This window comes from Agrobacterium tumefaciens (genome assembly GCF_009649785.1).
GTDB lineage: Bacteria > Pseudomonadota > Alphaproteobacteria > Rhizobiales > Rhizobiaceae > Agrobacterium > Agrobacterium tumefaciens.
The window spans coordinates 31,861-56,728 of record NZ_WJOK01000017.1 but is presented as its reverse complement, the minus strand read 5'-3'; the positions used below and the strand labels follow the sequence as shown (position 1 = coordinate 56,728).

21 protein-coding genes and 1 other annotated feature are annotated in these 24,868 nt (G+C 58.0%); of the genes, 12 read left to right on the top strand and 9 right to left on the bottom strand.

Translation table 11 applies throughout. The features are described 5' to 3' along the window. Window position 1: 1 nt before the first annotated feature. The 3 genes from nrdR to GH784_RS18145 all read right to left on the bottom strand — a co-directional run bounded on the left by nrdR (window position 2) and on the right by GH784_RS18145 (window position 3,325). Window positions 2–481 carry a transcriptional regulator NrdR gene (gene nrdR / locus GH784_RS18160; protein WP_003512508.1) on the bottom strand — a complete coding sequence of 160 codons (480 nt, stop codon included), beginning with the start codon at window positions 479–481 and terminating at the stop codon, window positions 2–4. Between the two features lie 12 nt (window positions 482–493). Then, entirely contained in the window at window positions 494–1,783 is a 1,290-nt protein-coding gene (gene glyA / locus GH784_RS18155; protein ID WP_003512506.1) for a serine hydroxymethyltransferase, read from the bottom strand. 210 nt (window positions 1,784–1,993) lie between these two features. Next, on the bottom strand, window positions 1,994–3,325 hold the full coding sequence (locus GH784_RS18145) for a L,D-transpeptidase family protein (protein ID WP_065704753.1): 1,332 nt from the start codon (window positions 3,323–3,325) through the stop codon (window positions 1,994–1,996). Window positions 3,326–3,898: 573 nt separating this feature from the next. Here GH784_RS18145 and GH784_RS18140 point away from each other — a divergent pair. After that, window positions 3,899–4,939: a hypothetical protein gene (locus GH784_RS18140; RefSeq protein WP_065704755.1), complete on the top strand. Its 1,041-nt coding sequence runs from the start codon at window positions 3,899–3,901 to the stop codon at window positions 4,937–4,939. 147 nt (window positions 4,940–5,086) lie between these two features. Here the strand turns inward: GH784_RS18140 and ldtR are convergent, their stop codons facing one another. Then, window positions 5,087–5,596 carry a transcriptional regulator LdtR gene (ldtR, locus tag GH784_RS18135; RefSeq protein ID WP_025593036.1) on the bottom strand — a complete coding sequence of 170 codons (510 nt, stop codon included), beginning with the start codon at window positions 5,594–5,596 and terminating at the stop codon, window positions 5,087–5,089. 234 nt (window positions 5,597–5,830) lie between these two features. After that, window positions 5,831–6,268 carry a DUF6163 family protein gene (locus tag GH784_RS18130; protein ID WP_003512497.1) on the bottom strand — a complete coding sequence of 146 codons (438 nt, stop codon included), beginning with the start codon at window positions 6,266–6,268 and terminating at the stop codon, window positions 5,831–5,833. A gap of 181 nt (window positions 6,269–6,449) precedes the next feature. Here GH784_RS18130 and hemB point away from each other — a divergent pair, with 181 nt between their 5' ends. The 5 genes from hemB (at window position 6,450) to GH784_RS18105 (ending at window position 9,661) form a co-directional block, all read left to right on the top strand. Continuing rightward, window positions 6,450–7,463 carry a porphobilinogen synthase gene (gene hemB / locus GH784_RS18125; RefSeq protein WP_003512495.1) on the top strand — a complete coding sequence of 338 codons (1,014 nt, stop codon included), beginning with the start codon at window positions 6,450–6,452 and terminating at the stop codon, window positions 7,461–7,463. Between the two features lie 115 nt (window positions 7,464–7,578). Next, window positions 7,579–8,037 carry an RDD family protein gene (locus GH784_RS18120; protein WP_003512493.1) on the top strand — a complete coding sequence of 153 codons (459 nt, stop codon included), beginning with the start codon at window positions 7,579–7,581 and terminating at the stop codon, window positions 8,035–8,037. A 176-nt stretch (window positions 8,038–8,213) separates the two neighbouring features. After that, the gene (locus GH784_RS18115; RefSeq protein ID WP_065704982.1) at window positions 8,214–8,981 is read left to right on the top strand and encodes an arginyltransferase; all 768 of its coding nucleotides are present in this window, start codon (window positions 8,214–8,216) and stop codon (window positions 8,979–8,981) included. A gap of 72 nt (window positions 8,982–9,053) precedes the next feature. Next, window positions 9,054–9,275, top strand: coding sequence for an AbrB/MazE/SpoVT family DNA-binding domain-containing protein (locus GH784_RS18110; RefSeq protein WP_038490623.1), 222 nt, complete (start codon window positions 9,054–9,056; stop codon window positions 9,273–9,275). After that, window positions 9,272–9,661, top strand: a complete 390-nt coding sequence (locus GH784_RS18105; RefSeq protein WP_065688205.1) for a type II toxin-antitoxin system death-on-curing family toxin — start codon at window positions 9,272–9,274, stop codon at window positions 9,659–9,661. The genes GH784_RS18110 and GH784_RS18105 overlap by 4 nt, the downstream gene beginning before the upstream one ends. Before the next feature lie 64 nt (window positions 9,662–9,725). Here the strand turns inward: GH784_RS18105 and parC are convergent, their stop codons facing one another. After that, window positions 9,726–11,978 carry a DNA topoisomerase IV subunit A gene (gene parC, locus GH784_RS18100; protein WP_013635880.1) on the bottom strand — a complete coding sequence of 751 codons (2,253 nt, stop codon included), beginning with the start codon at window positions 11,976–11,978 and terminating at the stop codon, window positions 9,726–9,728. Between the two features lie 230 nt (window positions 11,979–12,208). On the opposite strand from parC, the gene GH784_RS18095 reads away from it, so the two are divergent. Next, complete coding sequence (locus GH784_RS18095) at window positions 12,209–13,399, top strand: hypothetical protein (RefSeq protein WP_003512485.1); 1,191 nt, start codon at window positions 12,209–12,211, stop codon at window positions 13,397–13,399. Window positions 13,400–13,442: 43 nt separating this feature from the next. On the opposite strand, the gene GH784_RS18090 is transcribed toward GH784_RS18095, so the two are convergent. From GH784_RS18090 to aspS, 3 genes are all read right to left on the bottom strand, one after another. Continuing rightward, window positions 13,443–14,924 carry a SulP family inorganic anion transporter gene (locus tag GH784_RS18090; protein ID WP_003512483.1) on the bottom strand — a complete coding sequence of 494 codons (1,482 nt, stop codon included), beginning with the start codon at window positions 14,922–14,924 and terminating at the stop codon, window positions 13,443–13,445. Window positions 14,925–14,998: 74 nt separating this feature from the next. Further along, window positions 14,999–15,054 (bottom strand) — a sequence feature (sul1 is cis-regulatory element that is thought to sense ions involved in sulfur or methionine metabolism; They are found in Alphaproteobacteria). A gap of 76 nt (window positions 15,055–15,130) precedes the next feature. Continuing rightward, complete coding sequence (gene creD / locus GH784_RS18085) at window positions 15,131–16,585, bottom strand: cell envelope integrity protein CreD (RefSeq protein WP_194842978.1); 1,455 nt, start codon at window positions 16,583–16,585, stop codon at window positions 15,131–15,133. Window positions 16,586–16,841: 256 nt separating this feature from the next. After that, a complete protein-coding gene (gene aspS, locus GH784_RS18080) occupies window positions 16,842–18,629 on the bottom strand; it encodes an aspartate--tRNA ligase (RefSeq protein ID WP_003512477.1) in 1,788 nt (595 codons plus the stop codon). Between the two features lie 180 nt (window positions 18,630–18,809). Between aspS and GH784_RS18075 the strand changes: the two genes are divergently transcribed. The 5 genes from GH784_RS18075 to GH784_RS18055 all read left to right on the top strand — a co-directional run bounded on the left by GH784_RS18075 (window position 18,810) and on the right by GH784_RS18055 (window position 24,795). Beyond that, window positions 18,810–20,081 (top strand): MFS transporter, encoded by a 1,272-nt coding sequence (locus GH784_RS18075; protein WP_065704757.1) that lies wholly within the window; start codon window positions 18,810–18,812, stop codon window positions 20,079–20,081. A gap of 82 nt (window positions 20,082–20,163) precedes the next feature. Beyond that, the gene (gene rnd / locus GH784_RS18070) at window positions 20,164–21,324 is read left to right on the top strand and encodes a ribonuclease D (RefSeq protein WP_003512471.1); all 1,161 of its coding nucleotides are present in this window, start codon (window positions 20,164–20,166) and stop codon (window positions 21,322–21,324) included. 137 nt (window positions 21,325–21,461) lie between these two features. Beyond that, window positions 21,462–22,076: a hypothetical protein gene (locus tag GH784_RS18065; protein WP_065704759.1), complete on the top strand. Its 615-nt coding sequence runs from the start codon at window positions 21,462–21,464 to the stop codon at window positions 22,074–22,076. A 185-nt stretch (window positions 22,077–22,261) separates the two neighbouring features. After that, window positions 22,262–23,290 (top strand): adenylate/guanylate cyclase domain-containing protein, encoded by a 1,029-nt coding sequence (locus GH784_RS18060; RefSeq protein WP_003512469.1) that lies wholly within the window; start codon window positions 22,262–22,264, stop codon window positions 23,288–23,290. A 149-nt stretch (window positions 23,291–23,439) separates the two neighbouring features. Beyond that, window positions 23,440–24,795 carry an esterase-like activity of phytase family protein gene (locus GH784_RS18055; protein ID WP_065704761.1) on the top strand — a complete coding sequence of 452 codons (1,356 nt, stop codon included), beginning with the start codon at window positions 23,440–23,442 and terminating at the stop codon, window positions 24,793–24,795. Window positions 24,796–24,868 lie beyond the last annotated feature (73 nt).

The following is a 24,868-nucleotide window of genomic DNA, read 5'->3' as shown; positions in this document are numbered from 1 at the left end:
TCTATGCTCCGGCGTCTGTATCTCGGGCGATCTTGGCGTTGATTTCGGCAATCACGTTCTCGAAGTCCTCGGCATGACTGAAATCGCGATAGACCGAGGCGTAGCGTACGAAGGCCACGTCATCGAGGCTCTTCAGCGCTTCAAGCACCTGGAGGCCGATTTCTTCCGAGGGGATTTCCGTCTCACCGGAACTTTCCAGACGGCGAGCGATGCCCGAGACGGCCCGCTCGATCCGGTCCCGGTCAACCGGGCGTTTGCGTAGCGCGATCTCAAAGGATCGCACCAGCTTTTCCCGGTCGAAGGGCAGCTTGCGGCCGCTTTTCTTGATGACCATCAGCTCGCGCAGTTGCACGCGCTCATAGGTTGTGAAGCGGCCGCCGCAATCGGGGCAGATGCGCCGCCGGCGGATGGAGGTGTTATCCTCCGCCGGACGCGAGTCCTTGACCTGTGTGTCTTCGGAACCGCAGAATGGGCAGCGCATCTCTTTACGTCCTTACATGTACGGATACATCGGGAAACGGTCAGTCAGGCCGACGACCTTTTCGCGCACCGCAGCTTCAACAGCAGCGTTGCCCTCATCCGAATTGGCGACCTTCAGACCATCGAGAACCTCGACGATCAGCTTGCCGATTTCGCGGAATTCCGCTTCCTTGAAACCGCGCGTCGTGCCGGCCGGCGTGCCGAGACGCACACCCGAGGTGACGAAGGGCTTTTCCGGATCGAAAGGAATGCCGTTCTTGTTGCAGGTGACGTAGGCGCGACCGAGAGCTGCTTCAGCACGCTTGCCGGTGGCGTTCTTCTTGCGAAGGTCAACCAGCATCAGGTGGTTGTCGGTGCCGCCGGAGACGACATCAAGACCACCTTCGATCAGCGTTTCGGCAAGCGCCTTGGCGTTCTTGACGACCTGTGCGGCGTAATCCTTGAATTCCGGCTGCAAAGCTTCACCGAAGGCAACTGCCTTTGCGGCGATGACGTGCATCAGCGGACCGCCCTGCAGGCCGGGGAAAACGGCGGAGTTGAACTTCTTGGCCAGATCCTCGTCATTGGTGAGGATCATGCCGCCACGCGGGCCGCGCAACGACTTGTGCGTCGTCGTGGTGGCAACGTGGCAATGCGGGAACGGCGACGGATGCTGGCCACCGGCAACGAGACCAGCGATGTGGGCCATATCGACCATCAGATAGGCGCCGACTTCATCGGCGATCTCGCGGAAGCGCTTCCAGTCCCAGATACGGGAATAGGCGGTGCCGCCGGCAAGGATAAGCTTCGGCCGGGTTTCCTTGGCCTTGCGCTCCACCTCGTCCATGTCGAGCAGGTTGTCACCTTCGCGCACGCCGTAAGACACGACGTTGAACCACTTGCCGGACATGTTGACCGGCGAACCGTGCGTCAGATGGCCTCCGGAGTTCAGGTCGAGACCCATGAAGGTGTCGCCCGGCTGGAGCAGCGCGAGGAACACGGCCTGGTTCATCTGCGAACCGGAATTTGGCTGGACGTTGGCGAAGTTGACGCCGAACAGCTTCTTGGCGCGCTCGATGGCAAGCTCTTCAGCAATGTCTACGAACTGGCAGCCGCCGTAATAACGCTTGCCCGGATAACCTTCGGCATATTTGTTGGTCATGATCGAACCCTGCGCTTCAAGCACAGCGCGGGAAACGATGTTTTCCGAGGCGATCAGTTCGATCTCGTGGCGCTGGCGACCCAGTTCCTTCTCGATCGCGCCGAAAATATCCGGATCGACTTCGGCAAGCGGACGGGAGAAGAAAGCATCTGTGTTCGACATGGTGAAGGCTCCTGAAACAGTAATGCGATGGCGTCTTAGCGCCCTGCCCGAACAAGAGCAATACGGGCAGCGAGATTTGCCCGTCAAACTGCGACGTTGCGACAAAAAACGGCAGCTGTTTTTTCAAAACCAGCAGCGAAAATGAAAAAAGCCGCACCCGACGGGGTGCGGCCTTTCACTTAAATATAAAAACCTGATGGCAGCGCCGGATCAGTTGCGCGGCAACAGGTCGTCGTCGACAGGTCCAGCCGGCTGTTCGATGCCGGTGGTGGTGTTGAGCGCCAGTTCGGCGTTGCCGTCCTTTTCATAGATGTCGTCGCGGAACTGTACCACGCCGTCCTTCGCCGACCATGCGGTGATATAGACGAAATAGACAGGCACTTCCTGCGCCAGCTTGATCGGTGTGTTGACGCGGGTGGCGATGACGCGTTCCATTTCCTGACGCGACCAGCCGGGCGTGTCGCGCAGCAGCCAGCTTGTGAGGTCTCGCACGTTCTGTACGCGCACGCAGCCGGACGATTCGAACCGCATCAGCTTGTTGAACAGACCCTGCTGCGGCGTGTCGTGCATATATTCGTTGTTCGGATTGTGGAAGTTGATCTTCGTCGAGGACATGGCGTTGATCTTGCCGGGGTCCTGGCGGAACATCAGGTTCGGTGCCTTTGGCGCAAACCAGTCGACCGCCGTCGGCGAAACTTCCTGTCCCTTGCCGTCGATGAGGCGGATGTTGTTCCGCTCCAGATAGGTCGGGTCCTTCTGCATCAGCGGCACGATGTCCTTTTCGACGATCGAGCGCGGCGCTGTCCAGTAAGGGTTGAGGATGACTTCGTAAATCTTGGAATTGATGACGTGCGTCGGGCGGCTGGCGCGACCGACGACGGCGGTGTTGCGCAGGACGACGCGCTCATTCTCAACCGCCTCGATGGCAGCGGCCGGAATGTTCACCATCAGGTGACGCTGGCCGAGATCGCCGGACATGGACTGGATGCGCACGAGGTTGGTCTGCAACTGTGCCAGACGGATCTGGGCCGAAACATTGAGCGCCTTGGTCGTATATTCGCCGCTGACACCATCGGCGGGAAGGCCGTGGCGGGCCTGGAAGCGCTTCAACGCACCATCGACGTAAGAATCGAAGGCGCTGGAAATGCCAGCTTCGCGCGGCAGGTCGCCGGAGACCATCAGTCGCTGGCGAAGCGCCTGAACGGAGGGATCAGAAACGCCGATCTGGAGACGCTGCTGGGTGACAGGTACGTCCGGCCAGCCACCATTCTGCACGATCTGCTGATATTGCATGATCGCCTGCTGCATGTAGACAGGCGCTTCACGTCCGAGAACCGGGTTGTTAGAAACGACGCCAACGGCGGAACGCGACGAATTCGCGTCGAACTGGTCATCCCAGTTGCCGCGGCGCGACGAGCCCATGAGATCGTTGAGCGCATTCTGCGCCAGGGCCGGCGCGGCAAGCGCGGCAACACCAACGGAAACAGCCGAGCGCAGAAGCGCACGGCGCGATACGGATTCGGAAACGAATTTTTTTGTCATTCTACCTACCAGCCACTCTCTTCGGCATTCTCAACAATGCCTAAATCAATATGATTAACAAACACGTACAACGTGTCTGCCGGCCGGTAATGCTCAATACCCATGGTCTGGGCGCTATTGTCTGGCAGAACAGTCGGGACTTGCCACGACAGCAGGAGAAACCGCCGGCTCCTTCACCTTTGCGGGTCCCATATCAATATGGCCGATTCGTGTCACGGGGCCGTTCTCACGAAGCTGTGTTCACCTGAAAATAAGAGGGGATACGGCATAGGGGCTTGGCCCGACATGCAAGAAAAGGCACCAAAGCGATGCCTAAACATCCAATCTGCATCGGGTGCCCGCCTTGTTAGCGCCCTGAGGTGTTTAGTCACACATCGGACACTCTCAATGGTTTTACCAACTTATTGAGAGAATTCGCAGGCTGTGGCGTGCATTTCTGTGATGTTGCATCAGATATGGCGCATCAAAAATAGAAGCCCTTAAAAGCCATAATCATCTTGTGAATTACTACAAAACGAAGCTATCCGCAGCTCGGCACAGCGCTATATTATAGAGTAATTTGCCGGAGCTACCATGTTTAAAAAGAAAACCGTTTTTATTGTCGGCGCGGGCGCTAGTAAGGAAGTTGGCCTCCCAATCGGTGACGAGCTGAAGCTCAAAATTGGTGTGAAACTCGACATCCGCTTCGACAATGGTTACGATCTTTCGGCGGGTGATCCAAAGATCGTCGAAGCTGTCCGTCATATTTTACACGAAAAACAAGAGCGCGATATTAATCCGCACTGCCACGCAGGACGCATCATCGCTTCAGCGATGCATCAAGCGCTATCTATCGACAATTTTCTACACACCCATTCCGATAATGAATTGATTGTTCAAATGGGAAAGCTCGGTATCGCCGCCACTATCATGGAAGCGGAGTCGAGCAGTAAAATATCTGGCGATCAGCGCCGTTATGGACAGATTAATTTCGCATCTCACCCCGACATCTGGCATAATACGTTCTGTAAAATGTTATGTGAAGGCGTTCAGACTCGTGATCTCGAAAAGCTTTTCGACAACGTCAGTTTTATCACATTTAATTATGACCGGTGTATTGAACACTACGTTTCGCAATGGGTGAGCAATTATATGCAAATCCCCCTGCCCGATGCGCAAGAGCTAACCGGAAAACTCACGGTTATCCACCCATATGGTCAAGTTGGACGTCTGCCTTGGCAACGTAATGGCCTGACGTCTGTACCGTATGGGTCTTCTGTGGAGGGACAAACGCTCCCCAAAATTGCAAGCCACATCCGGACGTTCACTGAGCAAGTGGAGGATGAGACTGTTCCAGAAAAAATGCGTGAGCTGATTGAGGAAGCACAGCAAGTGGTTTATCTTGGCTTCTCGTATGGCTCCATGAACATGGACTTAATGCGGCTCAGGCGACGATGCTCAATGAAGACCGTGCGTGGCACCGCACTTGGAATCGCCGCTCCGAACATGTCCGCGATCACCGACTTAATAAACTCGACCATGTACGTAATGGGCGAACACTTTATGGGTACGCGATCTTTTGACGCCGTCACATGCAACCAACTTCTGAATGACTACTTCAGAACCTTGGCATGATTTGATGGAAGCTAAAATTTTGTTGAGCATCGCTGCATCTTGAAGTGGCGCTATCATGCGCCACAGCCCACATTCTCATTTCCTACTTTTGCTTCTACGTAACATTGAAAGCTTATAAATCCGCAACGCTATCAATGTTCTGTCGAATTAAAGGCGATAAGCGATAGAGTCGTTCCAGAAGCGATCGAGGCGCTGCAGCAGCTTGTTCATTTCGGAGAACTCGCCGGTGCCGATGCCGCCGACCTTTTCGATCGAGCCGACGTGGCGCTCGTAGAGGTGAGCAACCGTTTCTGCGATTTCCTGGCCTTTTTCAGTCAGGCTGATGCGGACCGAGCGGCGGTCGACACGCGAACGCTGGTGGTTGATGAGACCGAGGTCTACGAGCTTCTTGACGTTGTAGGAGACGTTCGATCCGAGGTAATAACCACGCGAACGAAGCTCGCCGGCCGTCAGTTCGGAATTGCCGATGTTGAACAGCAGGAGCGCCTGAACGGCGTTGACATCATCGCGACCCTGACGATCGAACTCGTCCTTGATCACATCGAGGAGGCGGCGGTGGAGACGTTCCACCAGGTGCAGCGACTCCATGTAGAGCGAACGGATGGTATCTTCATGTGCGTCGGCAACAACGGCCTGCGGCTTTGCTTTGCTATTGATCATGACTGCCTCACTGTTTTGTTTGGCGGTGTGTTTGTTTGTCTCCCGCCTTGAGTGAGAACCTAATCAATGCGCATAAAATTCTACTTAAAAGCTACGATTAACAAATGCTTACCTGCATTTTCCCAAGTGGGTCAAACTTGTGGCGAAGCGGGACTGGCTTATCACCATGCATTACAAATCAAAGACTTAGCAATAAAATTCGACCGAAAACCAGGCTGAATTGCTTTATTCTTATGGTAAATCAATTCTTGCGCGCTCTTCATTCTGGCGCTGATCGAGCCAAAAAGCGACCAGGAATAGTATATAAATGGTTGCCACGAGACCGTGCATGACGGGTACAAGCGTGTTGGCGCCGAAGATATATGGCCACACCTTATACATGGCGATCTGGGTGCCGGCACCCAAGACCCACATGACTGCCCCCCAGGAGGCGCCGAGCCAGAGACCGAGCGCTGCGACGGGGAAAATCACCGCAAGCGCACTACCCGCCACTCGCCATGGCAGGTTAAGCATATCGAACCGCCCATGCCCGCCGAGAGAATATCCCGTCAGCATCGCCCAATATTGCAGGCCGAACCAGAAACAGGAAACCGCGACCAGCCTCATGAAGACCAGAAAGAGGATTTCCGTCAGCGGACGTTTCGGCAGAGGTTGAGAATCAGGTTCCATGGCCGGAAGATACGGTTTCCACGGGCGGGCGACCAGCCCATATTGAATTCGGCGGCTTGCCTTGTCAAAGCACCCTCGTCCACCGGGGAAGTCCAGGGGGAAACATTGTCGCATTCGCACGGCGCTTGCTTCGTGTTATGCAGCTTTCCTGACTTAGGTGGGATACGAAGGACATTCTTACATGCAGGACAAAACGCATCTGGTCGACGCGATCACCGGCCATCGCCGCATGCGCCGCAATCGCAAGGCCGACTGGACTCGCCGTCTGGTTCAGGAAAGCCGCCTGACCGTCGATGATCTCATCTGGCCGGTCTTCATCGTACCGGGCAGCAATATCCTCGATCCCATACCGGCGATGCCCGGCGTAAACCGCATGAGCGTCGACAAGCTGGTCGAAGCGGCGAAGGAAGCCGCCGATCTCGGCATTCCGGCGATTGCGACCTTCCCGAATATCGAGATGGACTTGCGCGACGAGACCGGCTCGAATGCGCTCGAGGCCAACAACCTCATCAATCAGGCGACCATCGCGGTCAAAAAAGCGGTTCCGAATATCGGCATGATCACCGATGTTGCGCTCGATCCCTTCACCAGCCATGGGCATGACGGCATTCTGCGCGGCGACGAAATCGTCAATGACGAGACCGTGGACCAGGTCGTTCGTGCTGCAATCCTTCAGGCCGATGCCGGTTCGGACATTATTTCTCCGTCCGAGATGATGGATGGCCGCATCGGCGCCATCCGCCGCGGCCTGGATGCGGCCGGGCACCAGAACGTCGGCATCATGGCCTATGCCACAAAATTCTCCTCCGGCTATTACGGTCCGTATCGCGAGGCCATTTCGACGGCCGGACTGCTGAAGGGGGACAAGAACAGCTATTACATCAGCCCCGCCAACGGCATGGAGGCAATCCGCGACGCAGCGCTCGACGTGGAAGAAGGTGCTGACATGCTGATGGTCAAACCGGGCTTGCCCTATCTCGACATCTGTTGGCGGCTGAAAGAGAATTTCGGGCTGCCCACATTCGCCTATCAGGTGTCCGGTGAATATACCCAGATCAAGGCAGCGGCCATGCATGGCTGGATCGACGGCGAGCGCGTGATGATGGAAACGCTTCTCTGTTTCAAGCGTGCAGGCTGTGATGGCATTCTGAGCTATTTCGCAGTGGAAGCCGCGCGCAAACTCGCGAAGGGCTGACAGCCGACGCTTATTGTATTCGGTCGTTTTCTTCCCATATTGTTTGCTGACACGGAATGCTGCCTGACGAAAAGCGCGTTTCGAGCTGTCATGTCTTCTCAGGAGAAAACGACCGATGAACCTCGACCAGAACCCTACCTATGTCGCACCGGACGACTGGCGCGCCTATAGCGGCGTCCTGAGCCGACGCATCTTCGCTTTCCTGATCGATTACGCGATCGTTCTCCTGCTGTGCATTCCGGCGGCCGTGATCGTCTTCTTTCTCGGCGTGATTACGCTGGGTCTCGGCTTCTTCCTCTATCCGGCCCTGTTCGTCATCGTCGCGGTACTTTATTTCGGCGTAACGCTCAGCGGCCCGTCGCAGGCCTCACCTGGCATGCGGGCGATGGGCATCGCGATGGCGCGCATGGACGGACGGCGAATCGATTTCCTTCTGGCCACCGTGCACATTGCGCTTTTCTGGATCATCAACTCGGTTTTGACGCCGCTTATCCTGCTTGCAGGCCTTTTTACGGAGCGCTCTCGCCTCGTTCACGACTTCCTGCTCGGCACCGTCATGGTCAGAACCTACTGATATAAGGGAAAGCCACGAAAACGTGGCTTGCATATCAGGCAAATAGCGCATGGTGCAGTTGACGTTTTCCGTCATTTTGCCATTCTGTGCCATTATGCATGTCGCTTGAAGCGTCGCCGCACCCCGTGAAATCGCGGCGCGCTTTCACAACAGACGCAGGAGGCGATCACGGTTCGATGAACACGCAGGCGACGCCCTCTCCCCAATTCTATCTTACGGCACCGGCCACCTGCCCCTACTTGCCGAACCAGATGGAGCGGAAGGTTTTCACGCATCTGGTCGGCCCGCGTGCGTCGGAAATGAACGACCTTCTGACCCAGGGCGGCTTCAGGCGTTCACAGAACATCGCCTATCGCCCGGCGTGCGAAACCTGTCGAGCTTGCGTTTCCGTGCGCATCCTTGCCGAACAGTTCCAGCCGACGAAATCGATGCGGCGCGTTCTCTCCATCAACAAGGATGTCGTCGCCACCGTTCATGCCGCTGAGCCATCCACCGAACAGTTCTCACTGTTTCGCCGCTATCTCGACCATCGGCACCAGTCAGGCGGCATGTCCGACATGTCGGCGCTCGACTATGCGATCATGATCGAAGACACGCACGTCAACACCCGCATCATCGAATACCGTGTGCGAGAGCCCGGCTCCGGCATCGATTCCAGCAAACGAGGTGAACTTCTCGCCGTAGCGCTGAGCGATGTGATGAGCGACGGGCTGTCGATGGTCTATTCCTTCTTCAACCCCGATCTAGAAAAGCGCTCGCTCGGCACTTTCATGATCATGGATCACATCACCCGCACACGCGCGCTCGGCCTGCCGCACGTCTATCTCGGCTACTGGGTCGATGGTTCTGAAAAGATGGGCTACAAGACGCGCTACCACCCGCAGGAGCATCTGACACCGCGTGGGTGGGAGGTTTATTTGCCTGCGGTAGAGACAGCCGAATAGATCCAGTCCAACACCGGCATTGTCTCACCGTGACGACCATGTTATAACTTGGTTATAACAGGAGTTGGCGTCATGAACATCACAATCCGGAAAATCGGTAATTCCGAAGGCATTATCATCCCAAAAGAAGTCCTGGATCGCATGGGTCTCAAGACGGGTGATACCCTTGAACTAAGGGAAGTCTCCGGGAACATCGAACTCGTCCCTGAACAAGCGGATTTGAGCGAGCAGCTTGAAGCTGCCCGGCGCGGCATGAAGAAATACCATGTGGCGCTGAGAGAACTCGCAAAATGAAAAAAATTAAGTGGCTGTCCCGAACTTCCATTGAAATAATACATCGGGAACAACTTGTTGAACATGGTGGCCTGCAAGGTCTAAAAGACGAGAACGCACTTGAGGCAGCTTTGGCACGCCCCCTTCACAAAGCCGCCTACGGTGAGGAAGACGCTCTAAGGCTTGCATCCGCCTATCTTTACGGGATAGCCCGCAACCACCCATTTTCAGATGGAAACAAACGAACCGCGTTTCTAGCGGCCTACACCTTCTTGTTCATCAACGGCCATGAAATCCACGCCGAGCAAGCTGATGTCATCGCTTTTGTTCTCGACGTCGCTGCCGGCAACATTGATGAGGACGGCGTTTATCTTTTTCTACGCGACCACGTCGTCCCACTCGATTAAACGGAAGCGCCGCACGTCTTTCGATATGCGGCGCTTCTTCTGTTTATATCGAGAGAGGACGGATTTACCCGCCAAATTTCCCGCTACGCGGAAAGCCCTTCGGTACGGTGCGGCCAACGGTGGCGCGGTCTGCCAGCCATTCGCGCAATTCCTCACCGACCTTGGTGAAGAGGCGCCCGGCCGTGTCGGACCAGCTCAAGCCGTCTGCGAGCGCGAAACATTTCACATCAACCACGCCGCCGTCCTTGTAGCGTTGCAGGCGCACGCCCTTGCCGCGTGACATTTCCGGCACCTGCGACAGCGGGAAGGCCAGAAGCTTGCGGTTTTCGCCAACGACGGCGACATGGTCGCCAGTAACAGGTACGGCGAGCTTGGCTTCGTCAGGCATGGCGACATTCATGATCTGCTTGCCCTTGCGGGTATTTGCGACCATTTCGCTTTCGGCCACGATGAAGCCGTTGCCGCCAGTCGAGACGAGCAGAAGCTTGCGCGACGGATCGTGAACGAAGGCCGTCAGGATGTCCTGATCGTTCTCCATATCGACCATGATGCGGATCGGCTCGCCATGGCCGCGACCGCCCGGCAGCTTGTCTGCGCCGAGCGTGTAGGCCTTGCCGCCGGTGGTCAACAGCAGCAACTTGTCGGTCGTCTGCGCCGGGAAGGCGAGCTTCGGGCCATCGCCCTCCTTGAAGGTGAGAGCCGACGTATCGGACATATGCCCCTTCAGCGCCCTGATCCACCCCTTCTGCGAGATGACGATGGTGACCGGTTCCTTTTCGATCATCGCCTGCTGGATGGCCTCGATGTCGGCATCCGGCGCATCCGCAAACTGCGTGCGGCGACGGCCGATCTCGGTTGCCTTGGCATATTTCTTTTTGACCTCGCCGATTTCCCAGGCGACGGTCTGCCATTGCTTTTCATCGGAGGCGAGCAGACCCTCGATTTCAGCCTTCTCGCTGCTGAGTTCGTCGAACTCCTTGCGGATTTCGAATTCCTCAAGCTTGCGCAGATTGCGCAGACGCATGTTGAGGATGGCTTCGGCCTGATTATCGGTGAGCGACCACTTGGCCATCATCACCTGTTTCGGCTCGTCCTCCTCGCGGATAATACGGATCACCTCATCGAGATTGAGATAGGCGACCAGCAGGCCGCCCAGAATCTCGAGCCTGCGATCGATGGCCGCGAGACGATGGCGGGAACGGCGGACCAGCACGTCCTTGCGGTGTGCCAGCCATTCGCTCAGCACCTCGTTCAGCGCCATGACCTTCGGCACCCTGCCAAGCGACAGTACGTTCATGTTGAGCGGCAGGCGGCTTTCAAGGTCGGACAGACGGAACAGCGATTCCATCAGCAGCGTCGCGTCGACAGTGCGGTTTTTCGGAACCAGCACGATACGCACGTCTTCGGCCGATTCGTCGCGGACATCCTCAAGCAGCGGCAGTTTGCGGGCAAGCAGCAGCTCGGCGATCTTTTCGATCAGCCGCGATTTCTGCACCTGGAACGGGATTTCGGTGATGACTATCTGATAGCCGCCACGTCCGAGGTCTTCCGTTTCCCATTTGGCGCGCACGCGGAAACCACCGCGCCCGGTCTTATAGGCTTCGAGAATATTCTCGCGGCTTTCGATGATCACGCCGCCGGTCGGCAGGTCGGGGCCGGGAATGAATTCCACCAGCTTTTCAACCGTCGCATCCGGATGCTTGATGAGATGCAGAGCTGCGTCGCACAGTTCATGGGCGTTGTGCGGCGGGATGGACGTCGCCATGCCGACGGCGATGCCGGAGGCACCGTTGGCAAGCAGATTGGGGAACGCGCCCGGCAGGACGACCGGCTCCTCGTCTTCCTCATTATAGGTAGCGCGGAAGTCAACCGCGTCCTCGCCGATGCCTTCGAGCAGCAGCGCTGCCACATCGGTCATGCGTGCTTCGGTATAACGATAGGCGGCGGCGCCGTCGCCATCGATATTGCCGAAATTGCCCTGCCCGTCCACGATCGGATAACGCTGCGAGAAATCCTGCGCGAGACGGACCAGCGCATCGTAGACCGACTGGTCGCCATGCGGATGGAACTTACCGATAACGTCACCGACGATACGGGCGCATTTCTTGAAAGCCGAGTTGGGGCGGATGCCCATTTCGCTCATGGCGTGGATGATGCGGCGGTGAACCGGCTTCAGTCCATCGCGTACATCCGGCAGCGCACGATGCATGATCGTGGACAAGGCGTAAGCGAGGTAGCGCTCTTCAAGCGCCGCCTTCAAATCGACCGGATGAATGTTATCGTCTCCGCCTGACGGAGGTACAAGATTTTTTCCCATGGTGCTTGACTAGCCGAAATGCCGATTCCCGGCAAGGAATTCGGGGGTCTCGGCTGTGGACGAAACGACGCCTTTTGTGAGGATTTTTATTAACTGCGTTGCGAATGCCGCAATGCCGCCGTCATACGAATCGATCTAAATCCTGTAGACCTTTGAATAATCGCGAATATAAATGTCACCATTCACATTTAGAACACGGTGCACATCCGCACATTGAGGGAAGAAACACTATGAGACTGAAATCCACCCGGCAGATTCTTTTCGCAAGTGCCGCGCTTCTCGCGCTTTCCGCACCGGCATTCGCACTGGATGGCAACGACGTTCTGAAAAAGATCAATGCCGCCTACGCCGCGCAGGGCGGTGAAATTGCCGCCGGATCCGTCGCCGTCAACGGCGACACGGTGACGCTGAACGGCGTGACCTTCAATGCGGCTGCCGATCCGGCCAAAAAAATTCCGGTCGGCAACGTCACCCTTGAAGGCGTCGAGGAAAACAACGGCGGCTACAAGATCAAGAACGCGCGCTTCGACAATGTCGATTACAAGCAGGAAAACGTGGAGATCAAGGCTAACGACATCTACATGTCAGGTCTCACCATCCCTGCCGATGCGACGACGGGCACGATTGACGCGCTGATGTTCTACGACGAGGCGCATAGCGGTCCGATTTCCGTCTCCATCGACGGCAAGCAGGCTTTCTCGCTCGAGGAAAGCAGCGCAACGATGTCTGTCAGCGACGACAAGGCCTCGATCGGCTTCGATCTCGACGCATCCGGCTTCAAAGCCGATCTCAGTGAAGTCAACGATCCGGCCACGAAGGACGCAATTGAAAAGCTCAATCTGCAGGCCCTTTCCGGCAACATGACCATGAGCGGAAGCTGGGAAGTTGCCTCCGGCACCGTAGACGTCGAGGAATATGCCATCGACCTCGACAAGGTCGGCCGTCTCAACATGTCGTTCGGTTTCTCCGGTTACACACTCGCCTTCATCAAATCGATGCAGGAGACGGTGAAGGCGCAGGCTGCAAATCCGAACAAGGAACAGGCGGAACAGGCAGCGGGCCTTGCCATGCTCGGCCTGATGCAGCAGCTTTCCTTCGTTAATGCCGAAATCAGCTTCGAAGATGCCAGCATCACCAAGCGCGCCATCGACTACGCTGCAAGCCAGCAGGGTATGACCAGCGATCAGCTTTCCCAGACCATCAAGGGCATGGCGCCCATCATGATGGCTTCGCTCAACGTTCCGGAATTGCAGAACATGGTGTCGGCTGCGATCAACGCCTATATCGACAATCCGAAGAGCTTCTCCATCTCGGCCGAACCGGAAAAGCCGGTTCCCTTCCCGATGATCATGGGCGCCGCAATGGGCGCGCCGAACACCCTGCCGACAATGCTCGGCGTCACGGTGACGGCAAACGAATAGCACAACAAAAAGCCCCGGTTACGCCGGGGCTTTTTACTTCTGGTCAGTGGAGTGGGGCTGTCGCTCCATCCTGCTTGTCGTGCAGGGCGAAACGGTCGATCATATGGGCGCTCGCTTCGTTGACGCCGATCACCTCGACCGTCTTGCCGGTCTTGCGGAATTTCAGCACGACCTTGTCCAGCGCACCGACAGCCGAAATGTCCCACAGATGCGCCTGTGTGACGTCGATGGTGACCGTTTCCACGTCTTCGGCAAAATCGAAGGCGGCAATGAAGCTTTCCGTCGAGGCGAAGAAAATCTGCCCATCGACGCGGTAGATGCGGTGCCGACCATCCGCGACAAGCTCTGGACGAACGTGGAAGAGTTTTGAAACCTTCCCCGCGAAAAACACGCCTGAGAGAAGCACGCCTGCGAGCACGCCTTTTGCGAGATCATGGGTCGCCAGCACGGTCCCGACCGTTACCAGCATGACGATGCTGGAAGACGGTGGATTGCGGCTGAGATCGAGAATCGAACGCCACGAGAAGGTGCCGATCGAAACCATGATCATGACAGCCACAAGAGCGGCCATTGGAATGATGCGGACAAGATCATCCAACACCAGAATGAGGAACAGCAGGAAGGCGCCCGCCACAAAGGTGGAGAGCCTGCCCCTGCCGCCGGATCTGACGTTGATGACCGACTGGCCGATCATGGCGCAGCCGCCCATCCCGCCGATCAGCGCGGAGGCGATGTTGCCTGTCCCCTGCCCGATGCATTCCCGGCTCTTGTTGCTGCCGGTATCTGTCATGTCGTCAACGATCTGTGCCGTCAGCAGGGATTCCAGGAGACCGACGGCAGCCAGCGCTGCGGAATACGGAAAGATGATCTGCAGCGTTTCGAAAGTCAGCGGCACCTGTGGCAGGGCGAAGACCGGCAGCGTCGAGGGCAGCTCGCCGAGATTGCCGACGGTGCGGATATCCATGCCGAAAAACACCGCCACGCAGGTCAAAACGACGATGGCGACCAGCGGCGACGGGATGATTTTCGTGACCAGCGGGAAGAGATAGATGATCGCAAGACCAGCCGCGATCATGACGTAGGTTGCGACAGGCACGCCTATCAACTCGGGCAATTGCGCCATGAAGATCAGGATCGCCAGCGCATTGACGAAGCCGGTCATGACCGAGCGCGAGACGAAGCGCATCACCCGCCCGAGCCTTGCAAAGCCCGCAGCGATCTGCAGCACACCCATGAGGATGGTCGCCGCAAAGAGATATTGCAGGCCGTGTTCCTTCACCAGCGTCACCATCAGGACGGCTGTGGCGGCGGTTGCCGCGGAAATCATGCCCGGACGGCCACCGGTGAAGGCGCAGACGCAGGCAATGGCGAAAGAAGCGAACAACCCCACCTTCGGATCGACGCCGGCGATGACGGAAAAGCCGATTGCTTCGGGAATGAGCGCGAGTGCGACGACGATGCCGGAAAGCACATCGCCGCGAATATTGGAAAACCACTCACGTCTGTAAGTCTGAAATCTGTTCATTTGATTTTTTCGCAAAGTATGACGCACCGGCCGGAAACGTGTCCGGTAGATTGAAAAAGAATGTCGGTGCTTTGCGTTGTCTGGCGGATCGGCGGCCAGAAGAGCCACCCGGAATTTCACCGGGTCCGTGGTGAATGCTCCACCTATAGACGGCAAAAAAGCGGGCAGCAAGTTGTCTGCCCGCCTTTCGATGCTGGCGATGCGCCTTACGAGGCTTCGCTGCGACCAATATTGGTGTTGTGCTGGGTTGGGCCGGTTCCCGACCAGTCGACCCTGCGGGTTGCGAACATGGTGGCAGCAATGGCGATGAAAGATATCAACGCGCCGGCCAGCAGCGCATATTCATCCTCATTCAGAACCAGATACATGACCCCATAAGCCACCGCCAGAACCGTGAACAGGGCTACCCCGTTCTTGCGGCTACGGGTTGCGCTTCCGAGATAGGAAGAGATCAGGAGCGCGGTCAGAAGCGACGCCGCAGCGTAGGCGATGGTGAAGCCCGTATGTTCCGCAAGTGCGAGCAGCAGCACGTAGAAAACGATCAGCGCCAGCCCCGTCAGCACGTACTGGATCCAGTGCACGCTGCTGCCGCCCCTCAGTTCGACGATGAAGACGGCCAGGAACACCAGAGAGATGAAGCCTATCGAATATTTGAGTGTCCGGGCGATGATCTGGTAGAATTTCACGGGCTCGACGAGGTTGATCCTCATCAGGCTGTCGGTCAGCGGCAGGCGCGAACTCTCGACCACGCGGTCTATGCCCCTTGCGAGATAGGGGATTGTCCAGTTGGCCGTGAAATCCGAGGCTGTGACGGTCTTTTCCTCCGGCAGGAACAGGCCTTCAAAGCCGGGATGCGGCCAGTTGGCCTTGGCCGCCAAACTGGTGGTCTGGCCGGCGGGCGCGACGGCAAAGCTGCCGGAACCATTCAGGGAGAAGGCTATATCGAAATCGAAGCCTTTCTCGACAAGGCCTCTTTCGATCGATCTGTGCACGCCGGCATCGGACCTGATGGACATGTCCTGCGCGCCCGTGCGGGGCGCTATGACAGAGATATCACGCATGCCGGGATCGAACGGCAATACGGAACCGCCATCGATCCTGACACCGGCGCTCGAGCGAATGCCGGTCATATCCTGTATGCTGAGAACGAGAATGGCGCTGTCGAGGCGGGGCGTGCCGGAGAAGCGGGCGAGATCCTGAAGGATGCCGGCACCGAACCGGCCTTTGAGGACAAGGTCGCCATTATAGACCGGCAGGCTGTAGATCGACAGCCGCTTCTCCTCGGTCTTCAGATCGGCCGTGACATCAAGCGTTTCCGGGATGACCAGCGCCCATTCGGTCGTGCGATCGACGATGCTCTGGCCGTTCACCTCGCGGCGTCTTTCCACGTCGAAAGGCACGGCGAGATAAGGGCCGTTCACCACCTGATCGCCACCCCAGCCGCTGGCGATACGGCCCGAAACATCCTCGGCCCGCGAGGCGCGCTCTTCCGTCAGCGCCCAGACGAGAAGCAGCGGTACGAGCAGAACCATCGATATGAAACCGATCATCAGAAACTTGGCGCCCGGTGAGCGCAGGCTGACGCCGAAGCCGTTGCGAGGCGGGGCTGGCGGCATCTGCCCACCGGCCGGGGCGAGGTCTTTTTCCGATACATGTGCCATTCTGAAATCCTTATAAATATGATCGCGCCGCAACCCCAAGCGAAGTTCGGCCGGCGCTGTCCCAAGTTTAAAATCCCCGATAGTCTTTGCGTCCCCAAAATGAGCGCAAAACTATACTGGGATCGGATTCCGGCTGATTACGTTCGGAATTCCGTTAAACTCGCGGTAAAATTGTGACTTTCCCACGTTCGTTGCAGAAACAGAAAGGGCCGGCGTCGCCGCCAGTCCTTTTGTTCAAAACCCGTGGCGGTTGAGATCAGTCCTTCTTGGACGGAACCACGCGCAGCGCCAGCTCGCGAAGCTGGGTCGGCGTTGCCGGGGACGGCGCGTTCATCAGCAGGTCCTGCGCCTGCTGGTTCATCGGGAACAGCGTGATTTCGCGCAGGTTCTTCGCACCAACCAGAAGCATGACCACGCGGTCGATACCGAAGGCGCAACCGCCATGCGGAGGCGCACCGTACTGGAAGGCGCGGTAGAGACCGCCGAAGCGCTCTTCCACGTCGCTCTGCGACAGGCCGACCTTTTCAAAAGCCTTGACCATCAGCTCGGGCGACTGGTTACGGATAGAGCCGGAGGCGATTTCGAAGCCGTTGCAGACCGCGTCATACTGGAAAGCCTTGATGGAGAGCGGATCCTGCCCTTCCAGCGCTTCCATGCCACCCTGCGGCATGGAGAATGGGTTGTGGGCGAAATCGATCTTCTTTTCTTCGTCGTTGTATTCGAAGAAGGGGAAATCGACGATCCAGCACATTTCGAAACGGTCGCGGTCAATCAGGTTCAGCTCGTCGGCGGCACGGGTGCGCGCCTCGCCGGCAAACTTGTAGAACTTGGCGGGATCGCCCGCGACGAAGAAGCAGGCGTCGCCCGCCTCAAGGCCGAGCTGCTGGCGCAGCGCCTCGGTGCGTTCCTCGCCGATGTTCTTGGCAAGCGGACCGGAGCCGGCAACCTTGCCTTCTTCTTCCTTCCAGAAGATGTAGCCGAGGCCCGGCTGGCCCTGGCTCTGCGCCCAGGCGTTCATGCGATCGCAGAATGCACGCGAACCACCGGTCTTGGCCGGGATAGCCCAGACCTGCACCTTGGGGTTGGAGGCGATCATGTTGGCGAAAACCTTGAAGCCCGAGCCATCGAAATGTTCGGTCACGGCTTCCATGACAATCGGGTTGCGCAGGTCCGGCTTGTCGGAGCCGTATTTACGGATCGATTCGTCATAGGGAATGCGCGGCCATTCTTTCGTCACCGGCTTGCCTTCGGCAAACTGTTCGAAAACGGCCGTCATCATCGGCTCCATCGTGGTCCAGACGTCTTCCTGGGTCACGAAGCTCATTTCGACGTCGAGCTGGTAGAATTCGCCCGGCAGACGGTCTGCACGCGGGTCTTCATCGCGGAAGCATGGAGCGATCTGGAAGTAGCGGTCGAAACCGGCCACCATCAGAAGCTGCTTGTACTGCTGCGGGGCCTGCGGCAGCGCGAAGAACTGGCCTTCGTGGATGCGCGAGGGAACGAGGAAGTCGCGCGCGCCTTCCGGCGAGGATGCGGTGAGGATCGGCGTCGTATATTCGGCAAAGCCCAGATCGCCCATACCCTTGCGCATGGAGGAGATGATCTGCGTGCGCTTGACGATGTTCTTGTGCAGGGTTTCGCGGCGCAGGTCGAGGAAGCGATACTTCAGGCGAACATCTTCGGGATATTCAGGCTCACCGAAGACGGGCAGCGGCAGTTCCTTAGCAACGCCCAGAACCTCGATCTCCTGCGCATAAAGCTCGATCTCGCCAGTGGCCATGCCCTTGTTGATGGTGTCCTCGGACCGCGCCTTGACGAGACCGTCAATGCGGATCACCCATTCACCGCGCACCGTCTCGGCAACCTTGAAGGCCGGGCTATCGGGGTCGGCCACGACCTGGGTAATGCCGTAGTGGTCGCGAAGGTCGATGAAGAGAACGCCGCCATGATCTCGCACGCGATGAACCCAACCGGAAAGGCGAACGGTTTCGCCGACGTCGGACTTGCGGAGAGCGGCACAGGTGTGGCTGCGGTAACGATGCATTTTAATATCCTGGAGCGTGTCGTGGGCCAGATGGGCGGCACTGTCGAAATTTGCCGGAAAAGCGCATGACCAGCCCGATTTGTCAAGGCAAAGCACAACAATGTCGCGTTCAGCCTGTCCTTTCGCGCACCTTCGCTTTAGATAGTGCTTATTCAGCCCGCCAAACCGAGTCGGCCCGCAATGAGCCAGATCAGACCTCTTATCCCGCTTCTCGTCACCGCCGGCATTCTGATTGGCGGCAACGGTCTGCAGGGAACCTATATCGCGCTGCGGGGCCTGTCCGAAGGGTTTTCGGCCAGCACCATCGGCCTCATCAGCGCCGCCTACAGTATCGGATTCGCGCTCGGCTGCATTTCGGTGACGCGCCTTCTGCGCAAGATTGGCCATATCCGCACCTTCGCCACCATGGCGGCGGTCGCATCGGCCGCCTCGATCGCCATGCCGCTTGTCCTTCATCCCTTGTTCTGGATGTTGATGCGCTTCGTCATCGGTATTGCTGTCGCCTGCCTTTTCGCCGCGATCGAAAGCTGGATCAATGCGCAGGTGACGAATTCCAACCGTGCGCGCACGCTGTCCATCTATCGTTTCGTCGATCTCGGTTCCGTAACGCTCGCCCAATATATCATTCCCGTCGCCGGCATTGACGGGCCCGTGGTGTTTTCGCTGATCGCCATGGCGCTCACGCTGTCGCTGGTGCCGATCTCGATTGCCGACAAATCCAACCCCGCGCCGCCGAAACAGATCCCGTTCAATCTTTTCGCGGTGTGGCGCATCTCACCGCTTGCCGTCGTCGGCTGCGTGGCTGTCGGCCTCAGCATGGCGGCTTTTCGCAACATCGGGCCAATCTATGCCGAACAGATCGGCCTTTCCGTCACCGCCATCGCCACCTTCATGAGTGCGGGCATCATCGGCGGCGTGGTCTTGCAATATCCGCTCGGCGTCTATTCCGACCGTTACGACCGCCGCATCATCATTCTCGCTACCACGGCCTGCTCCGTGATTGTCGGTCTGTTTCTCGCCCTGTTCGCCGGCTCGGACGAATGGAGCAACATCATCGGCGTCTTCGTTTTCGGCGCCTTTGCCCTGCCGCTCTATTCACTGAGTTCCGCCCATGGCAACGACCATGCCAAAGAGGGCGAACATGCGATGGTGTCTGCCGGGCTGCTGTTCTTCTGGTCGGTGGGTGCAACCGTCGGGCCGCTGCTCGCCTCCGTCCTGATCGACCAGTTCGGTCCCAAAGCGCTGTTCAGCTACACGGCCGCGATCCAGATCGTTTTCATCGCCTACACCATATACCGGCTACGGGTGCGCGAGGGAGTACCCGTCGAGGCGCGGAACTGGCGGTTCCGCCCGCTTTTGCGCACCTCGGCCTATTTTCAGAAGCTGGCCGCCCCTGCACCACCCAAAAACGACGGGCCGACGCCAAAACCACCTGAGAAAAACGATCCTTGAGCCTTCAAAAGCGGGCTTTGTATTGACATGCGCCCGGCAAAGGGAAAGTAAGACGGATAATTTTCACGAGTGGCCATTTGCAATGATTGAAACGACTGCCGCCCTCGCCGAAGCCTGCACGGAACTGGCGAAATCGGAATTCATTACCATCGACACCGAGTTTCTGCGTGAAACGACCTTCTGGCCCGAGCTTTGTCTCGTGCAGATGGCGAGCCCTACCCTTGAGGTACTGGTCGACCCGCTCGCCAAGGGCCTCGACCTTACGCCGCTGTTCGAACTCATGGCCAATCCCGATGTCGTGAAGGTTTTCCATGCGGCGCGTCAGGATATCGAAATCATCTATCATCTTGGCGGGCTTATTCCGCACCCGATCTTCGATACGCAGGTCGCGGCCATGGTGTGCGGTTTCGGCGATTCGATCTCTTACGACCAGCTTGTCCAAAGGATCAAGAATGTGCAGATCGACAAATCCTCACGCTTCACGGACTGGAGCCGCCGCCCGCTGACGGAAAAGCAGCTGGATTATGCGCTGGCCGACGTCACCCATCTGCGCGATGTCTATCTGGCGCTCAAGGCGCAGCTGGAGCGTGAAGGCCGCTCGCTTTGGCTGACCGAAGAGATGGACATTCTGGAATCGCGCGAAACCTATGACATGCATCCCGACGATGCCTGGCTGCGGTTGAAATCGCGCCTGCGCAAGCCGACGGAACTTGCCATCCTCAAATTTGTCGCCGCATGGCGTGAACGTGAGGCGCGGTCGCGCAACGTGCCGCGCTCACGCGTGCTGAAGGACGATGCGATCTTCGAAATCGCACAGCAGCAGCCGAAGGACACCGAGGCGCTGTCGCGGCTTCGCACCATCCCGAAGGGCTGGGAGCGCTCTTCCTCCGGCACGGCCATCATCGAGACCGTGAATGCGGCGCTGGCACTTCCGAAAGAGGAAATGCCGAAGGCGCCACGTCACAGCCACGCACCGGAAGGCTCCGGCGCTGCCGTGGAGCTGTTGAAAGTTCTCCTGAAGCTGACGGCAGACAAGCACGGCGTCGCAGCAAAGGTCATCGCCAACAGCGAAGATCTGGACAAGATCGCTTCCGAGGGCGAGGCTGCCACCGTGGCAGCGCTGACCGGCTGGCGGCGCGAACTGTTTGGCGATGTGGCGCTGAAGCTCATCAATGGCGAAGTGGCATTGCGTTTCGCCGGCAAGAAGGTCGAGGCGGTTGATGTGGCGGTGAGCGAGGCCTGATCGCCCGCGCCTCGCGCAGTTTTGCGCATTGTCCGGATGCAAAAGCGTCTCTGCTTTTACTGGACCTGCGCCAACCCAAATTTTGCCCGCATCGCGGTCCATCTCTTTGCAGATGGTCTCGCTTTGAGGGTATTTCCATGAAACCTGCCCGTGCTCTGCTGTTGGCCGCATCTATCGCGGCCGCAGGCATTTTCCCTACTCTTTCATCCACGTCAGCGCGCGCCGATGACGGCAAGGTCGATCTTCAGGGCGAATGGACGACCGATTGCCTTAAGATCGGCAAGAACGATCGTCACGGCATCGTCACTCGCATCACCATACGCGGTGGCCGCATGCATGCTGTCTCACAGATTTACGCCCGCAGCAGCTGCCAGCAGCCCACGGTGCAGGTGCGTTACGAAGGCACGCTGGATGGTGGCCTGAAGGACAACGACAGCATGCTCTTTGCCCATACCGTCACCTCAATCGCCATGACGCCCAACGACCCCGCGGTTGTCGAGCATTATAATGGTGACCCGAAGGGTATCGGCTGCGGGTTGACTGGCTGGAAAGAGAATATTCCCTTCGATGTCGATGGTCGGACCTGCGCGGCCATCACCTTTGCCAGCAAGGGAGAAACCCTGTTCGACCGGGCATGGATAGACGGCAACCGGCTGCGTTTTGCCGCCTTCCCAGTCACATGGTCGAACCGCTCGCCGGACGACCGTCCGCAATCCCCGCTTGAAACGGTCTATTACAGAACATCCTATTAAGTAGTAGAGCCGGGTTCACAGCCCTTTTGCGGCAACGGGGCAACAGCCTTTCCAATCCTTCATGTGACCTTACCGAATGGTCACTTTTTGCAGCGCATTTTCCACATTAATGTCGCATATGACTTGAACAGAAGCTTCGCCTGACGGGGGCACGACGCTTCCCTTCCCCGAGATCAAGAACCGACATGAGAAAATTGCTGCCCATTCTGGATTACGTGGTGCTCTTCGTTGCCGTGGCCGGCAGCGGGGTGGCCTACGCGTTTCTGGAATATGGCGGCGGCGCGCTCATTGGCGCCACCTATGCGCTGTTCGCCTGTGCGCCAATCCTCGCCTTCGAGCGTGGTTACGTGCTGCCCGGTCTGTCGCGGCAGGTTAGCGCATTGCCGACACCGGCCTATATTGCCGTCGGCCTCATCATCTACGCCGTCCTCGTCTTCTGTGGCTTCGGGCTTGGCGGTACCATTCTGTGGGTTAGCGGCATATTTCCCGGCACCTGGAAACGGGCGGTGCATGCCGAGGTGCAGACACTGATCTTCACCCTCATCGTCTGCGGCATCATCGTTTTCATCATGCGCGTGCGCGAACTGCTGGGCCGTGACATCTTCATCGATCTCATACTTGGGCGCTATCGCCGTCCAGTCAGCGAAGACCGCGTTTTCATCTTCATCGACCTCGTCGGCTCCACTTCGTTTGCCGAAACCCATGGCGACCTGAAGGCGCAGGAGTTTCTGGGCGAAATCTTCGCGAGCTACGCAGCCCCCGTCAGAAGACATGGCGGCGTCATTGACGACTACATCGGCGACGCGGCCATCATCACCTGGCCCTATCACATGGCGATAAGGCGGGCAGCCTGCGTGCGCTGTGTTTTCGATATCCAGGCGACCATCGAGGACAAGCGCGACATGTGGCTCGCCCGTTTCGGTGAAGTGCCGCGCCTTCGCTTTGCGATTCATGGCGGGCCGGTCATAACAGCCGAAATCGGCGTCGATCACCACAAGATCACCTATTTTGGCGACACGGTGAACACCACTTCGCGGCTCGAATCACTGAGCAAGATGCTCGGCCATCCCGTGCTGATTTCTGCCGATCTCGCCCATCAGCTGGTGCTACCCAAAGGTGTTCGCAGCGAATATCTCGGCGAACATGCTGTCAAGGGACGCGGGCAGACGCTCGGCGTGTGTACGCTCAGCCAATATCAGGCCCCAGCCGCCTGAAAAAACCCCTGAAAACAAACGGGTAGCTTCGTTTCCGAGGCCGCCCGTCATCAAAATTCATCAAAGCTTCAAACTGCAATCACCTGCCTGTCATGTGGCACCCCTATCGCCTCAGTCCTGTCTTCAACAGGCATTGAGGGGTCTCCACCATGAAGCATATTCTTTTCGCACCTTTCGCCGTTCTTGCGCTCGCAACCGCATCCCATGCAGAGCAGGAGTTTCCGGCAAAGCTGGTCTCGCACGCCATTCTGCCCGCCAACACCATCATCGCAGCACCTGCCGATGCGCCGGAATACCTCAAGACATCCGCCAAGTTCACGACGGCCGACCGCAAGCGCGCCGAGGGTCTCGGCACCGTGCCCGGCAAGGATGGCGTTCGCCCGACCGGCCTCTCCATGCCGTTCAACGGCCAGGCCATGCAGGGCTTTTCCGGCATCAAGGCCATGGCGGACGGCAGCTTCTGGAGCCTTTCCGACAATGGTTTCGGCTCGAAGCTCAACTCCAGCGATGCCATGCTGATGCTCCACCACATCAAATTCGACTGGGATGCCGGCAAGGTTAACGCGCTGGAGACGGTGTTCCTTTCCGACCCGGACAAGAAAGCTCCCTTCCCCATCGTCATGGAAGGTTCGACCAAACGTTACCTGACGGGCGCCGACTTCGACGTCGAATCCATTCAGCCCGTTGCCGACGGCTTCTGGGTGGGCGAAGAGTTCGGTCCCTACATCCTGAAATTCACCCGCGACGGCAAGCTGACCGACGTCATCGCCACCAAGGCCGGCGATATCGAGGTGAAGTCCCCGGATCATCCGACCCTGGCACTGCCCGGCAACCCCACGCAGAAAATGCCCGCTTTCAACCTGAAACGATCAGGTGGTTATGAAGGCATGGCGCTCTCCAAGGACGGCTCGAAGCTCTACGGCCTTCTCGAAGGCCCGCTCTACACCGCCGAAGGTCAGGTCGAAAAGACCGAAGACGGCTCAACCGCCCTTCGCATCATCGAGCTCGATACCGCCAAGAAGGAATGGACAGGCCGCACCTGGCTCTACCCACTGGCGCAAGGTGGCGAAGCCATCGGCGATTTCAACATGCTGGACGAGAGCACCGCGCTGGTCATCGAGCGTGACAATGGCGCCGGCACCGCCGACAAGGCCTGCGCCGACCCGAAGAAGCCGGACGTAAACTGCTTTGCCGTACCTTCCAAGGTCAAGCGCATCTACAAGATCGAATTCAACGACGCCAATGCCGGCAAGGCGGCGCGCAAGATCGGCTATATCGATCTGCTGAAGATCTCCGATCCTGATAACAGGAAGCATCAGGGCGGCGGCAACGGTTTCTACGACATGCCGTTCGTGACCATCGAGAATGTCGACCGTGTCGACGCCACCCATATCATCGTCGGCAACGACAACAACCTGCCCTTCTCGGCCGGCCGTGCGCTGGACAAGGCCGACGACAACGAGTTCGTCCTGCTGGAAGTCAAGGACCTTCTCGACGCGAAGTGAGGAAAGGAGTGCCGGAATACGTTCCGGCACCGTCAGCGCATCGGCGCAATCTCAACTGAACGGAGCGTTCCTG